The following is a 14,641-nucleotide window of genomic DNA, read 5'->3' on the forward strand; positions in this document are numbered from 1 at the left end:
GCCCCTTAAAGGAGCATTTTTTATCACTGACACACTAACGTAAATATTAGTGCGGTGAGATGTTTGAAAGCGCCTGAATGTGGACCGTGATCTCTTCGCGATCGTGGTAAAGGTGCTTAGCCTGCATCTTGAACTTCACTTTGTTCTCAATCAGGAACACTTTTAGGTTCTCGATATCTTGCAGTACTTCATCGTAACGGCCTTTCATAGGCAGTTTAAGGTTGAACAGTGCTTCTTTCGCCCAGCCTTTGATGATCCACTCACCCATAAGGTGAGCAACACGAGCTGGCTTCTCAACCATGTCACAGATAATCCAAGTTACGTTCTTACGGTCTGGTTCAAACTTAAAGCCATCCACCATGTGGTGCTTAATTTGACCTGTTTCCATTAGGCTGTCTGCCATCATGCCGTTATCAACACAGTGAACGAACATCGAGCGCTTAACCAATTGGTAAGTCCAACCACCTGGACATGCACCTAAATCAACACCCCACATACCTGGAGCCAAACGCTCGTCCCACTCATCACGAGGGATGAATACGTGGAATGCTTCTTCTAGCTTCAATGTAGAACGGCTTGGCGCATCTGATGGGAACTTCAGACGAGGGATACCCATAAAGAACTGGGAGTTATTCGTTGGGTAAGAGTAACCAACAAAACAGTGGCCCGGAGCGATGAAGCATAAATGAAGCACAGGCTTCTTAGCGTTATCTTTCGCAGTCATCAGGCCTTTACCACGCATAGCTTGACGCATCGGCACGGTAAATTTACGGCAGAACTTCAAAAGCTCTTTTGCTTCGTTAGTATCTGGCGTTTCGATACGGATATCACCACAACGAGGGAAACCTTCTTTCTCAGAAAGCGCCTCAAGAATTGGAGAAATACGGTCATCGGTTGGCAGGTCTTTAATTTCAACAGCCACTGCCAACATTTGACGAGCAAAGATCAGTGATTGGAAATCGATCTCTTTGATCAACTTGTCCGCTTCACCTGCTTGGTAACATTCAAACAATACAAAACCTGTATTGTTCTTTAGGCGAGGAAAACCAAACACTTCCAGTTGTGTTGCCTTGTCTTGAATTTCGCCAGCACATTCTTTTTCAAAACCAGAGCGACAATAAAGTAGTACGTGTTTCACTGAGTTACCTCTTTTATATTCAAAGCAGCGAAGGAGAAGACTCCCCAACCAATGATAAATAGTAGACCACCAAACGGTGTTATAGGGCCAAACCATTTTATTCCTGTCAGTGCTAAGCCATAAAGGCTGCCACTAAAACAAAGGATGCCGATGATAAAGCAAATTGCCGCAATGAAAAAATATTTTTGTGATTTAGCACCAAGTTTCATCTGTAGCAGAGCACCACACGCCAATATTGCTAGTGTATGGATAAACTGGTACTGAACACCTGTCTCAAACACGCCTAGCAGATACTCTGGCAAGACAGCTTTTAACCCGTGAGCGGCGAAGGCACCTAGCATTACGGCTATTGCGCCAGAGATACCTGCAAAAGTGAGTAAATACTTACTTCTCATTAAGCACCTCTTTGATAAACGCCGATAGTTTCTCAACGGTTAACGCTATGTTCTGCTGTTCGGTGTAGCCAGAGCTCTTACGAGGCTTAAAGCTGTGATCGCCATCAGGAATAAACTCAACACGAATCGAATCCGACAGGTCGAAATCAGCAAACTCTTCTCGCTTACCAAAGGTATCACGTTCACCCTGCAGAATAAGACACGGCTTTGCTAACTCAGCCAAGTGCTCACCTTTGTATTTCTCTGGTTTGCCTGGCGGATGGAAAGGAAAGCCTAAACAGGCCATTGCAGCCACCTTATCAACTTCAGACAAATGGCTCGCCATACGTCCTCCCATCGACTTACCGCCAATCACAAGCTTATCGGCATCTACCTGTCCGATAATATCTTGGTAAGCTTCGAGCAGTTTAGGGGCTCGATCAGGTGGACGACGCTTACCATCTTCAGCACGTTTGATCATGTAAGGGAAATTAAAACGAATCACTCGTATCCCTTTAAACGCCAACCCTTTTGCTACCGACTGCATGAACTCATGATCCATACCTGCGCCAGCACCATGTGCAAAGATAAAGGTTATTGGGTTGTCTTCACCATCAATGATGAGGTTATTCATCAAGTAAGTCCTCTTGTTCACTTTGCGCTTTCGCTAGCATCCAGTCGCGGAAGGTAGCAATACGACCCATGTCGGCTTGTTTCTCATGACAAACCACATAGAAGGCGTTCTTACTCACCAACACTTCATCAAAAGGCGCAATCAAACGACCCGCTTCGATTTCAGGCTGCGCCAACACGTTGTTACCCAGAGCAATGCCCTGGCCGTGAGCCGCTGCCTGCAGCACCATGGTTGAGTGACTGAAGATAGGGCCGTGATTAACGTTTACCCCATCGATACCATTTTGCTTAGCGAACTGTTTCCAATCCTTTCGAGAAGTATCATGCAATAGCGTATGACATGCTAAATCACTGAGAGATTCTAATGGTTTTACTCCTAGCAGCACGGAAGGTGAGCAAAGAGGGATCAAGTATTCTTGGTAAAGCTTATCGGCTCTAAGCCCCGACCAATTACCTCGGCCATAATAGATAGCGACGTCTACATCATCGGTTAGCGAGCCTTCATCCATATCAACGGCTTTGATTCTTACATCAATATCAGGCTCTTGCTGATTAAAGTCAGCGAGCCTTGGTACCAACCATTGAATAGCAAAACTCGGCGGTAAACTGATGGTCAATGCGCCCTTCTCACTTCGCTCCAGCACTTTGTCTGTCGCTTCTGCTAGTGATGTGAAAATATCTTTGATATCTAAGAAGTAGCTTTGACCTTCTTCAGTTAGCAGCAAAGAGCGGTTTCTTCGGCGAAACAGCTTCAAAGATAAGAATTCTTCAAGCGCTTTGATCTGATGACTGACTGCCGCTTGAGTAACAAACAACTCTTCTGCAGCACGCGTAAAACTCAAGTGTCGAGCTGCAGCTTCAAACACTCTTAGCGAGTTTAATGGGGGTAATCGACGAGACATAGTTACTCTCTAAATAAGCATTAGTTTTTTTTATCTGAAACATTATAATTTGTCCATTGCCTAGCAGCCAGAGAAATTCTATATTTCATCCCGCAGCAGCTAGCCTGAACGGCTTGATTCTCTCTAGAATCAATTGGCTTAGCTCCTGCGATGTTGTGTTTGCAAACTCGTTCTTTTCGAGTTGGGTAGAGTTCTACCAAATGTTTTGTTGCAGTTTATACTGAAACGAGGCATGTACTTCCTGTATTTATTTTGACCTGTCTGTCAAATTTGTTTACACCGCCTTATGGGCGGTGTTTTTTTATGTGCAAAGAAATGTAACAACAAGTTTATCAATAGCTGTGCTAATTAATCTTTATTATTTTTCATCGCCAATCACAGAATCAGACACCCACTCAAATAATCAACTGAACACATACAAATAGCACCATTGAGTTGCACTAAAAAGTAACAGAATACTTCAAGATACTCACACTTCTTCGGTACTTATAAACCCGTTTAGAACACACTCTTTCTATCAATCAAAAATTTCAAAGCTGAGCATGACGATAGCACGCCCAAACTCACGCCTCTGTCTGACTACTGTAAATCATTCACAATAGAAAATAAAAAAGCCGCTTACTTTTCAGTAAACGGCTTTGCAAAATGATTAACGCTTGGTCAACACACCACTATGGGCGGTAAACCTTAACGTTATGGAAGCCCTGCTCTTGTAGGTAAAGTGCCTGTAGACGGCTCATTACACCACGGTCACAGTACAGCAAGTACTCTTTCGCTTGGTCTAGGTCGCCAAACTGAGTCGAAAGCTTGAAGAATGGGATGTGTTTAATTTCAACACCCTCGATCTCTAATGGGCTTTCGTCTTCTTCTTCTGGGCTACGGATATCAAGAACGATAGCGTGCTCAGCAACAGCTTGAACTTGTTCAACTTCAGGCGCTTGCTCTTGGCTCTCTTTCTCGATGTCACGGATATCCATAACACGAGCGTTCTCGATCACTTGATCCAGCACTTCAAAGTTAAACTTAGCTTCTTCTGCTTCCAGTTTGCCTTTCTTCGCTTTCACTGTTGGCTTCTTAGAAATAACACCACAGTACTCAGGCATTACCTTAGCGAAGTCTTCAGTACCGATGATACGAGAAAGGTCGATGATGTCTTCTTTATCCCAGTTGATCAGTGGACGAAGGATCAAAGTGTCCGTCACGTTGTCGATATGACGCAGGTTAGTTAGCGTTTGGCTAGAAACCTGACCAAGAGCTTCACCCGTTACTAGTGCTTCGATACCGAAACGCTCTGCAACCATACCACCAGCACGCATGAACATACGCTTAAGAACAACGCCCATTTGGCCATCTTCAACGTTCTCAAGGATTTCAGCAACCACAGGTTCAAAGTCTACAGAAATGAACTTCACCTTTGCAGATGAGCCGTATTTATTCCATAGGTAGTGAGCCACTTGTTTAACACCAATCTCGTGCGCTGGGCCACCAAGGTTGAAGAAACAGTAGTGAACCTTAGAGCCGCGTTTAATGTGCAGGTAGCTTGAAACACCAGAATCAAAGCCGCCAGAGATCAAGCTCAGTAGATCTTCTTGAGTACCAAGAGGGAAGCCACCGAGGCCTTTGTGACGAGCTAGAACTTGGTTTAGCTTGTCGTTAGCCACTTCAACCTTAACGGTTACATCAGGGTTCTTAAGTCGAACTTTCGCTGACTCAACTGCTTGGTTTAGACCGCCGCCTACGTAGCGCTCAAGTTCAATAGAGGTAAAGTCATGCTTACCACGACGCTTAGCACGTACAGAGAAAGTCTTGCCTTCAATGTCAGCACGGCTGCGTTCTAGTACTTGCTCGTAAATATCGTGCAAGTCTTTGAATTCAGACTGTTGAACTTCAAGAGAGTGGTGAATACCTGGAGTGTGAGTCAGAGCCTCTAACACTTCTGCGTAGTACTGGTCACTCTCAGACGTCACTTCAATATGATCGCGACGGTTGAATACCGCAACACTTTCACAGCGACGTTGAATAACGTTACGAATGTTGCACTCTAGAATCCTTGTGAAGCGCTTACGCACCGATTCACTTTTTACAAAAATTTCCGGATGGGGCTTAACAATAAATTTCATAGTACTTTCACAACATTAATGTTCAAAATTTTGAAAACGCTCATCGCCAAGTAAATTAGAGAATTTACACAGCACTTGAAGCAAGAATAGATCATATCTAAATCTAAGGGCGCGAATTATACATGAGAAAGTGAAGCAAGGAAAAGAGTGCTTGCTGTAACACCATCATTAAACCGCTTGTTATTAACAGTAGCAGGTTTCGAAACGACATAAATGCCGCAGAGAGAACCATTGAAGACCAGCAAACAAAAAGCCCAACCTCATTATAAGGTTGGGCTTTCGATGCTATCTGCATGCTACCGTGTGTACACGTATCGGCTATTCATTAATAACAGGCACTTCGTCACTGTAAAGCGGCTCGCCCTGCATGATGCTGATTTCAACGCGGCGGTTGAGGCTACGTTGCCATTCAGTGTCGTTCGGCTCGACTGGCTCGGTATCCGCCATGCCGCGTACTCTCAAGCGTTGATGAGAGAAACCACGCACCTTTTCCATCTCTTGAGCAACAGACACTGCTCGCTGTGATGACAAGTCCCAATTAGAGCGATAAAGCTCGGAATCAAGACGTTGATTATCGGTGTGCCCTGAGATTCGAACGATACCCGGAACATCTTTCACCAACTCAGCAACCTGTCTCACCAAAGGTCGGAACTTAGGCTGTAGGAAAGCAGAACCCGATGGGAATGCACCCTTCTCACGAATTCGAATCACAATCTGCTGGCCAAGGTTTTCAACTTCAATCGCGCCTTGGTCTATCTCTCGCTCCAACGCCTTCTTGATGCTTTCCATCAAGGTTTCCATCTCTTGAGATTGAGCTTCGGCTTGCTGTTGCTGTTGGTCTGACTCAGAGTTTTGATTGTCGTGAGTCGAAACCTCTGGCGACTTGCCTCCGGTCATCTTGCCTTGATCACGCATGGTACCGCCAGCACGCTCAGATTCACCTTCATGAAACTCAAGCGTTTGCTGCGTAATATCAATCGTCTGCTGCATGATCACATCAATCGGTGTCGGCTCTGGACGACCAGGTCGAAACTCTTGTGCAATGATGCTGGTGCCTTTAGGAATGTCTTTCACTTCCAAGCGGTTTTGTACACCAAACGCAAATTTCATCGAGCCAGCGATCTGTTTGAACTTCAGTACGTCCATCTCAGAGAATGAGAGCAGCAGTACGAAGAAACACATCAGCAGTGACATCAAGTCAGCAAATGTCCCCATCCATTGAGGCAATCCCGGAGGAGGACATTTACATGGATTTTCTTCATCCATCTTCAACTCCTCTTACGCAGGTTCACCATCAATCGTACGCTTACCTTCGTTTAGGTAGCTCTTCAGGTAACCATCGATTACTCGTGGGTTCTGACCATCTTGAATCGCGAGTACGCCATCCATAACCAAACGACGGTTGAGTGTCTCTTGGTCACGACGCAGCGCAAGCTTGTCGGCAATTGGGAAGAACACCATGTTCGAAAGAATCGCACCATATAGGGTGGTTAAAAGTGCCACCGCCATCGCAGGGCCGATCGCTTTTGGATCATCCATGTTAGAAAGCATGGCAACCAAGCCAACCAAGGTACCAATCATACCCATCGCGGGTGCTACATCACCAAATGCAGAGAACACCTTCGCGCCCTGCTCATGACGCTCTGTGGTTAATGCGATGTCTTTTTGCAGTGCAGCACGAACTACATCTCCATCATGGCCATCCACCAAAAGATCGATGCCCTTTTGCATGAAACTGTTGTTAATTTCCATCTCTTCCAGTGCTAAAAAACCACCTTTACGAGCCGCATCAGCCATCTCTACAACTTTCGCAATAAGATCTTCAGGCTCATCCGCTTTAAACATAAAAGCTTTGCCGGCAATCTTAGTCGCGCCAAAGAACTGTCCCATGGTGAACTTCATCAGAACAACAAACGTTGAACCACCAACCACGATCAATATGGATGTCGTGTCATAGAACATCCCGAGGCTTCCACCTAGGATCATTGCCATGATTACAAAGGCAAATCCACCAATCAAACCTATTAGGGTTGCTAAATCCACTGAGCACTCCTCATGCTTTTTTGTAGCTCTATGTCGACGATAATCTTTTTATCGGCAAGACTATAAGATCTTTTAGTAAATTCTTGGCCTAAGTATCACACTTTTGCTTTTTGTATCACAACTATTACCCGCTTCCCCGTTCTCGAGCAGTCATAAACTCGATAAAGGTGAGGTTATTAGATGAAAGTGGCTTCAAGCCTCTTAAAAACGAACTTTCTAGCAAAATTTATTGGTTACATTTGACCATCTCAACGCCCTAAGGTAACGTTCGTTCATCTTTCCAAACGCAGATTTATTATGGCTACTAAGAAACCTGAAAATATGAGCTTTGAAGCGGCAATCGAAGAGCTCGACGGCTTGGTTGATCAACTAGAAAACGGTGATCTAGCTTTAGATGATGCGCTGAAAAAATTTGAACGAGGTATCTCCCTCGCTCGTGCCGGTCAAAGCAAACTAAACGATGCTGAACAGCGTGTTAGCATCCTACTGCAAAATGATGAAAACGCAGAACTTAGTGACTTTAACCCACAACCAGAATAACGAATTGTATGAGATCCCCTATGATCGAGACTTTATTGTCTTATCAGGCACGTAATAACGAGCAACTGAACCTTTGGCTTGATCGCCTGCCACACCAAAATCAGAACCTGATCAACGCAATGCGTTATGGGTTACTTTTAGGCGGCAAGCGCGCGCGTCCATTTCTTGTCTATATTACAGGGGAGATGCTCGGTTGCACCGCTGAAGAACTCGACACTCCAGCTTCTGCAGTCGAATGTATTCATGCCTACTCTCTGATTCACGACGACCTGCCAGCAATGGACGACGACGAACTGCGTCGTGGCCATCAGACCTGTCACATCAAATTCGATGAAGCGACCGCCATTTTAACGGGCGATGCCCTACAAACTCTGGCATTTACTATACTTGCGGAAGGTACATTAAGTGCTGACGGTGAAAGCAATCGCGTTCGAATGATTCAACGCCTAGCCGAAGCCTCTGGTGCACAAGGTATGTGCATTGGACAAGCACTTGATATTGAAGCTGAAAACCGCTCTGTCACGCTAGAAGAGTTAGAAGAAGTTCACCGCAATAAAACGGGCGCGCTAATGAAATGTGCGATTCGTTTAGGTGCTCTGGCTGCTGGCGAAAAAGCGTTTGAAGTGATGCCTCAATTAGATAAGTACGCCGATGCAATCGGGTTAGCCTTCCAAGTTCAGGATGATATTTTAGATATCATTAGCGATACCGAAACTTTGGGTAAACCACAGGGCTCTGACCAAGATTTGAACAAAAGCACCTACCCTTCTTTGTTAGGTTTAGAGGGCGCTCAAGAAAAAGCGCAAACTCTGCTACAGGAAGCGCTTCAAGCTTTGGCTGCAATCCCATACAATACCCAGTCACTCGAAGAGTTCGCCCGATACGTCATCGAGCGCAAGAACTAAGACAATAAGCGCGCATTACCTATGACTCTTGATATATCAAAGTACCCAACTCTTGCTTTGGCTGATAAGCCAGAGGATTTGCGTCTACTTCCAAAAGAGACGCTTACACAGCTTTGTGATGAATTACGTACCTATCTTCTTAACTCGGTGAGCCAGTCAAGTGGTCACTTAGCGTCAGGCTTAGGTACAGTAGAGCTAACCGTTGCTCTGCACTATGTGTACAACACGCCTTTTGACCAATTGGTTTGGGATGTTGGCCACCAAGCATACCCACATAAGATTCTTACTGGCCGTCGTGACCGCTTATCGACTATCCGTCAAAAAGATGGACTGCACCCATTCCCATGGCGTCAAGAGAGCGAATACGACACTCTATCTGTTGGTCACTCTTCAACATCGATCAGCGCCGGACTTGGTATGGCGATCAGTGCGAAGAAAGAAGGTAAGAACCGTAAAGTCGTGAGTGTGATTGGTGATGGCGCGATTACCGCAGGTATGGCCTTCGAAGCCATGAACCACGCGGGCGATATTCACAATGACATGCTGGTTATCCTTAACGATAACGAGATGTCGATCTCTGAAAACGTCGGTGCTCTAAACAACCACCTCGCTCAAGTTCTTTCTGGCAGTCTTTACACGTCAATTCGTGAGGGTGGCAAGAAAGTGCTATCAGGCGTTCCGCCAATTAAAGAGCTCGTTCGTCGTACAGAAGAACATTTAAAAGGCATGGTTGTCCCTGGCACCATGTTTGAAGAGTTAGGCTTTAACTACATTGGTCCAATTGATGGTCACGATGTCAATGAGCTGATTAAAACGCTGAAGAACATGAGAGATCTAAAAGGTCCTCAGTTCCTGCATATCATGACGAAGAAAGGTAAAGGCTACGAGCCAGCTGAGAAAGATCCAATTGGCTACCATGGCGTACCTAAATTCGATCCTGCACATTCAAGTCAGCCTAAGAGCACCAGCTCTAAACCAACTTTCTCTAAGATTTTTGGCGACTTCCTGTGTGATATGGCCGCTCAAGATCCTAAGCTAATGGCGATCACGCCTGCAATGCGTGAAGGTTCTGGTATGGTGCGTTTCTCGAAAGAGTATCCAGAACAGTACTTTGATGTAGCAATTGCTGAGCAACACGCTGTGACGCTAGCAACCGGTATGGCGATTGCCGGTGATAAGCCAATTGTCGCTATCTACTCGACTTTCCTACAACGTGGCTACGATCAACTGATCCACGATGTGGCAATCATGGATCTACCGGTTATGTTCGCTATTGACCGTGCAGGTCTCGTCGGTGCCGATGGTCAAACACACCAAGGTGCGTTCGACTTAAGTTTCATGCGCTGTATTCCAAACATGGTGATCATGGCACCAAGCGACGAGAACGAATGTCGCCAAATGCTTTACACCGGTCACCAGCACACGGGTCCAAGTGCCGTTCGTTACCCTCGCGGTAATGGTATGGGTACTGAGATTCAAAGTGAGTTTACCGCTCTTGAGATTGGTAAAGGTCGTATCGTTCGCGAAAGCGAAAAAGCAAAAGATGGCTCGAAGGTCGCTATCCTAAGCTTCGGTACTTTCCTTGAGAGTGCACTTCAAACGGCTGATGCTATCGATGCTACAGTGGCAGATATGCGCTTTGTTAAGCCCCTCGACGAAGCTCTGATCAAACAACTTGCTGCTGACCACGATGTACTAGTGACTATCGAAGAAAACGCGATTGCAGGTGGTGCGGGTGCGGGTGTGATTGAATTCTTGATGCAAGAAAAACTACTGATGCCAGTATTGAACCTTGGCCTACCAGACAAGTTTATTGCTCAAGGTACTCAAGGTGAGCTGCATGAAGAGCTTGGCTTAGATGCGAAAGGGATTGAGAAGTCTATCACTGACTATCTTGCCAAGTAGCTTTAATACGTAAGCTCGTAAGCTATGCAAACAAAAAAGGTTGGCCCTAGGGTCAACCTTTTTAGTATCTGCTAATTAGTTTGGTGTATCGCCAACTAAACCTTAGCCCTTCAGTTAACTCACACTAACCAACCTGCGAAATGTGCCACGGCATACAACGAAATAGCCGCCATAATACCCGCTACAATATCGTCAATCATGATACCCAAGCCGCCGTGAATTCGCGCATCTAGCCAACCAATCGGCCAAGGTTTTACCATGTCAAAGAAGCGGAAAAGCACAAAACCAGTCAGAAGCCATTTCCAGTCATCGGCAGGGATATTCAGCATAGGCACTAAGCTCATGGTGATCCAAAAGCCCGCAAACTCATCCCAAACGATAGAACCGTGGTCATGCACGCCCATATCATCAGACGTTACTTGGCAGATCTTAATACCAATAATGCAGCTTACCACCACCACGGCAACGTAAGCAGGAAACGGTAGCTGAACCAACAATAGGTACAACGGAATTGACGCAAGCGTGCCCATTGTGCCGGGAATAATAGGCGATAAGCCACTGCCAAAACCCGTTGCTAAGAAATGCCAAGGATTTTTAAGAGAAATAAGAGAAAGTGGGTTTGTCATCAATTAACCTTAAAGTGATCGTAACCAGTTAAGTTCCAGCTTAGTGGTTCACCATTATTGTGTAATTCAAAATATTCTACAGGTCTTATCTGGCCAATGCAGGTGACTTTTGTACCAGTGTGTGACAAAGCACTTTCCAGCGACCCTTTATTCTCTTCTGGTACAGTAAAGCACAGTTCGTACTCTTCACCACTCGTTAGCGCATACTGCTGAGCTGAAGTGATATCAGGAGCGAACTGACGTAACTCTGGAGAGATAGGCAGCGTGCTTACATCAATACTCGCGCCAACTTGAGAACGCTTAAGGATATGTTTTAAATCAGCAATAACGCCATCAGAGATATCTATCGCAGATGAAGCAAGGTTCACTAGAGCCTGACCCGCTAACACTCGTGGGGCGCTCACATAATGTCTCTCTTCAAGCTCAGCAGCATAGGGCTTCGCTCTGTTCTGCTCAGGGTTAAGTAACACTTCTAAGCCAGCTTTGCTGTCACCTAGATTACCTGTTACGTAAATCCAGTCGCCCACTTTCGCGCCATCTCTGCGCAGCGCTCGTCCTTCAGGAACAAAGCCCTGTACCGTCAGTGTCAGGCTTAGTGGACCTTTGGTTGTGTCGCCACCAATTAACTGAATACCAAAGTAGTCTGCGAGTTTAAAAAAGGAGTCACAGAATGGAGCAAGCCATGCTTCATCGATTTCAGGCATGGTTAAAGCAAAAGACACCCAAGCAGGCGTCGCGCCCATTGCAGCAAGGTCACTGATATTGGAAGCCAACGCTTTGTGTGCCACCCAAGCCGGATTCGCCTCAGCTAAGAAATGGGTACCAGCCACTAAGGTGTCCGTGCTGATCGCTATCTCAACATTGCCCGGCGCTTTGACCAAAGCACAATCATCGCCAGCAGCTAGAAGAACGTCTTTACGTTGTGGTTGTCGATTTACAAAATATTTTTCAATCAGGTTAAATTCGCCAGACATCACATGCCCTATCTTTAGTCTCATAAAAATCGCCGTAATCATGGATATTACAGAAATTTAGTTACAAAAAAGGCCAGCATAAAGCTGACCTTTAGATTCAATATACGAACGTCTTATTTCTTACGAACGTGCGGTGCAGCTTTATCAAGCACACCGTTAACAAACTTATGGCTGTCTTCTGCTGCAAATACTTTTGCAAGCTCGATAGCTTCGTTGATAACCACTTTGTATGGTACATCTTCGCGACGAGTCATCTCGTACATAGCTAAACGTAGAAGCGCTAGTTCCATCAGATCCAGATCTTGCATAGGGCGAGATACGAATGGACGAAGCTTGCTATCAAGTTCCATGTGGCTAAGAGCAACACCAGTTAGTAGGTCGCGGAAGTATGCAACGTCTGTTTCTGGCATAGCAAGAGCAGGCTCTGCAGCATGATGCTCTTCTTCATCATACTTACCACCAGATAAGAACTGTTCTTCAACGGTAGCAATATTTTCTTTAGTAATTTGCCAAGAATAAATTGCTTGTAGAGCAAATTGACGTGCGTTACGACGTGCGGCTGGTTTCACACTGGCCCCCATTAGGAATCGATTTCAGAAAGAACGTTGATCATCTCAAGTGCGCTAAGTGCTGCTTCTGCACCCTTATTACCAGCCTTGGTTCCTGCGCGTTCAATAGCTTGATCGATCGTATCAACAGTAAGAACACCAAACGCTACTGGAAGAGAATATTCCAGAGACACTTGTGCCAAACCTTTATTACATTCACTACAAACATAGTCAAAGTGAGGTGTACCGCCACGAATTACTGTACCAAGAGATACAATCGCATCGAACTTACCTGTTTTTGCAACGCGCTGCGCTACAAGTGGAAGTTCTACTGCACCAGGGCAACGAACAACAGTGATGTTGTCTTCGCTTACTTGTCCATGACGCTTTAAAGTATCGATTGCACCAGAAAGTAAACTTTCGTTAATAAAACTGTTGAAACGAGCAATAACGATAGCAATTTTTGCATTTGGCGCTGGGAAGCCACCCTCGATCACTTTCATAAGCCTTCCTTTAACTATTTTCATCAAGTGAGAATCGCCGGATTCTAGCACAAAACTGTGAGCAATATCTAATGGTAATTTAGAAGAACAGACACCGGCAATGTAAAGATGATAATGCAGCGCTGATCCCAAGCATATAGGAACAGCGAGTAACCAAGTTTGTGTGTTGAACACGTTTTGAGTCGGACTTGGCTACTTTGCTCTTTTGGCAAGATGTATCACCAAAAGAGCCACTGAAATCATCGGTAAATTATGTTGCTACAAACGGAGAAACGTCTGCTTGCTAACGCATGGTTTATTCGCAAACGTACTCAACAACGTTAAGGCCAAAACCACCCAATGCGTGGTAACGCTTAGTGCTTGAAGAAAGCAGACGCATATCGTGCACACCTAGATCTTGAAGAATCTGAGAACCGACACCAACACGACGCGAGGTACCCTGCTTCTTCGCCATAGTTGGCTGCTCGTTCTTGTCTTGCGCTTCGAATGTCTTCACTTTGTGAATCAAAGAATCAGACGACTCTTCGTTGCCAAGAATAACCAACACACCGCCTTCGTCGCCAATACGCTTCATCGCTTTATCTAGCGACCAGCTGCGTTCAGTACCACGGTCTGAATGAAGCAGATCGGTGAACGTGTCATGCAGGTGAACACGTACCAAAGGAGCACCTTCAGATAGGTCGCCTTTTTGCATCGCGTAGTGGATCTGGTTATCAATTGTATCGCGGTAAGTCACCAGCTCGAAATCACCAAACTCTGTTGGTAAATGGCATTGTGCTACACGCTCAATCGTTGTTTCTGTGTTGTTGCGGTATTCAATCAAGTCAGCAATCGTGCCTAGCTTGATGTCGTGTTTTTCAGCAAACACTTCAAGGTCAGGGCGACGAGCCATAGTACCGTCGTCGTTAAGGATCTCAACGATAACCGATGCTGGCTCGCAGCCTGCAAGACGTGCTAAATCACAACCTGCTTCTGTGTGTCCTGCGCGAGTCAGAACACCGCCATCTTGCGCTGTCAGTGGGAAAATATGACCAGGTTGAACAAGATCAGCCGCTTTCGCATCTTTCGCCACTGCCGCTTGAACCGTCACTGCACGGTCTGATGCAGAGATACCCGTTGTTACGCCCTCTGCCGCTTCAATCGAAACAGTAAAGTTAGTGGTGTACTGTGCGTTGTTATCTTGAACCATAGGCGCTAGACCCATGCGGTTTGAACGCTCTTTGGTTAGCGTCAGACAAATTAAACCACGGCCGTACATCGCCATGAAGTTAATCGCTTCTGGCGTCACATGTTCTGCTGCCATGATCAGATCGCCTTCATTTTCGCGATCTTCATCATCCATCAGGATAACCATTTTTCCTAGGCGAATGTCTTCAATAATTTCTTGAGGAGTACTAATTGGCATTGTTCTATATCCTTTGAAATGGTTC

The 14,641-nt window shown here is 45.6% G+C and carries 15 protein-coding genes; 3 read left to right on the forward strand and 12 right to left on the reverse strand.

Features of this window, described 5'->3' with window-relative positions:
• Positions 1-46: 46 nt before the first annotated feature.
• From rlmM to pomA, 7 genes are all read right to left on the reverse strand, one after another.
• Positions 47-1,138 (reverse strand): 23S rRNA (cytidine(2498)-2'-O)-methyltransferase RlmM, encoded by a 1,092-nt coding sequence (gene rlmM / locus A6D97_RS06100; protein ID WP_017070491.1) that lies wholly within the window; start codon positions 1,136-1,138, stop codon positions 47-49.
• A complete protein-coding gene (locus A6D97_RS06105; protein ID WP_017069500.1) occupies positions 1,135-1,533 on the reverse strand; it encodes a DUF423 domain-containing protein in 399 nt (132 codons plus the stop codon). The genes rlmM and A6D97_RS06105 overlap by 4 nt, the downstream gene beginning before the upstream one ends.
• Positions 1,523-2,146 (reverse strand): alpha/beta fold hydrolase, encoded by a 624-nt coding sequence (locus tag A6D97_RS06110; RefSeq protein ID WP_017069501.1) that lies wholly within the window; start codon positions 2,144-2,146, stop codon positions 1,523-1,525. The genes A6D97_RS06105 and A6D97_RS06110 overlap by 11 nt, the downstream gene beginning before the upstream one ends.
• The gene (locus A6D97_RS06115; protein ID WP_012604639.1) at positions 2,139-3,047 is read right to left on the reverse strand and encodes a transcriptional regulator GcvA; all 909 of its coding nucleotides are present in this window, start codon (positions 3,045-3,047) and stop codon (positions 2,139-2,141) included. Before A6D97_RS06115 ends, A6D97_RS06110 begins: the two co-directional genes overlap by 8 nt.
• A gap of 671 nt (positions 3,048-3,718) precedes the next feature.
• Positions 3,719-5,167: a tRNA uracil 4-sulfurtransferase ThiI gene (gene thiI / locus A6D97_RS06120; protein ID WP_017060776.1), complete on the reverse strand. Its 1,449-nt coding sequence runs from the start codon at positions 5,165-5,167 to the stop codon at positions 3,719-3,721.
• Positions 5,168-5,485: 318 nt separating this feature from the next.
• The gene (locus A6D97_RS06125; protein WP_017060777.1) at positions 5,486-6,433 is read right to left on the reverse strand and encodes a flagellar motor protein MotB; all 948 of its coding nucleotides are present in this window, start codon (positions 6,431-6,433) and stop codon (positions 5,486-5,488) included.
• A 12-nt stretch (positions 6,434-6,445) separates the two neighbouring features.
• Positions 6,446-7,210: a flagellar motor protein PomA gene (gene pomA, locus A6D97_RS06130; RefSeq protein WP_017060778.1), complete on the reverse strand. Its 765-nt coding sequence runs from the start codon at positions 7,208-7,210 to the stop codon at positions 6,446-6,448.
• Positions 7,211-7,507: 297 nt separating this feature from the next.
• Here pomA and xseB point away from each other — a divergent pair, with 297 nt between their 5' ends.
• From xseB to dxs, 3 genes are read left to right on the forward strand one after another with little or no spacing between them, the layout of a single operon-like run.
• Positions 7,508-7,750, forward strand: a complete 243-nt coding sequence (gene xseB, locus A6D97_RS06135; RefSeq protein ID WP_004734405.1) for an exodeoxyribonuclease VII small subunit — start codon at positions 7,508-7,510, stop codon at positions 7,748-7,750.
• 20 nt (positions 7,751-7,770) lie between these two features.
• A complete protein-coding gene (ispA, locus tag A6D97_RS06140) occupies positions 7,771-8,655 on the forward strand; it encodes a (2E,6E)-farnesyl diphosphate synthase (protein WP_017070489.1) in 885 nt (294 codons plus the stop codon).
• Positions 8,656-8,676: 21 nt separating this feature from the next.
• On the forward strand, positions 8,677-10,560 hold the full coding sequence (dxs, locus tag A6D97_RS06145; protein WP_065584008.1) for a 1-deoxy-D-xylulose-5-phosphate synthase: 1,884 nt from the start codon (positions 8,677-8,679) through the stop codon (positions 10,558-10,560).
• 119 nt (positions 10,561-10,679) lie between these two features.
• On the opposite strand, the gene pgpA is transcribed toward dxs, so the two are convergent.
• The 5 genes from pgpA to ribBA all read right to left on the reverse strand — a co-directional run bounded on the left by pgpA (position 10,680) and on the right by ribBA (position 14,616).
• Positions 10,680-11,186, reverse strand: coding sequence for a phosphatidylglycerophosphatase A (gene pgpA, locus A6D97_RS06150; protein ID WP_017060782.1), 507 nt, complete (start codon positions 11,184-11,186; stop codon positions 10,680-10,682).
• On the reverse strand, positions 11,186-12,160 hold the full coding sequence (thiL, locus tag A6D97_RS06155) for a thiamine-phosphate kinase (RefSeq protein ID WP_017066823.1): 975 nt from the start codon (positions 12,158-12,160) through the stop codon (positions 11,186-11,188). Before thiL ends, pgpA begins: the two co-directional genes overlap by 1 nt.
• Before the next feature lie 113 nt (positions 12,161-12,273).
• Positions 12,274-12,741 carry a transcription antitermination factor NusB gene (gene nusB, locus A6D97_RS06160; RefSeq protein ID WP_004734399.1) on the reverse strand — a complete coding sequence of 156 codons (468 nt, stop codon included), beginning with the start codon at positions 12,739-12,741 and terminating at the stop codon, positions 12,274-12,276.
• Positions 12,741-13,211 carry a 6,7-dimethyl-8-ribityllumazine synthase gene (gene ribE / locus A6D97_RS06165; protein ID WP_004741508.1) on the reverse strand — a complete coding sequence of 157 codons (471 nt, stop codon included), beginning with the start codon at positions 13,209-13,211 and terminating at the stop codon, positions 12,741-12,743. The genes nusB and ribE overlap by 1 nt, the downstream gene beginning before the upstream one ends.
• A 295-nt stretch (positions 13,212-13,506) precedes the next feature.
• Positions 13,507-14,616, reverse strand: coding sequence for a bifunctional 3,4-dihydroxy-2-butanone-4-phosphate synthase/GTP cyclohydrolase II (gene ribBA / locus A6D97_RS06170; protein ID WP_017060784.1), 1,110 nt, complete (start codon positions 14,614-14,616; stop codon positions 13,507-13,509).
• Between the last annotated feature and the right edge of the window lie 25 nt (positions 14,617-14,641).

The organism is Vibrio sp. ZF57, assembly GCF_001691235.1.
Lineage (GTDB): Bacteria > Pseudomonadota > Gammaproteobacteria > Enterobacterales > Vibrionaceae > Vibrio > Vibrio crassostreae_C.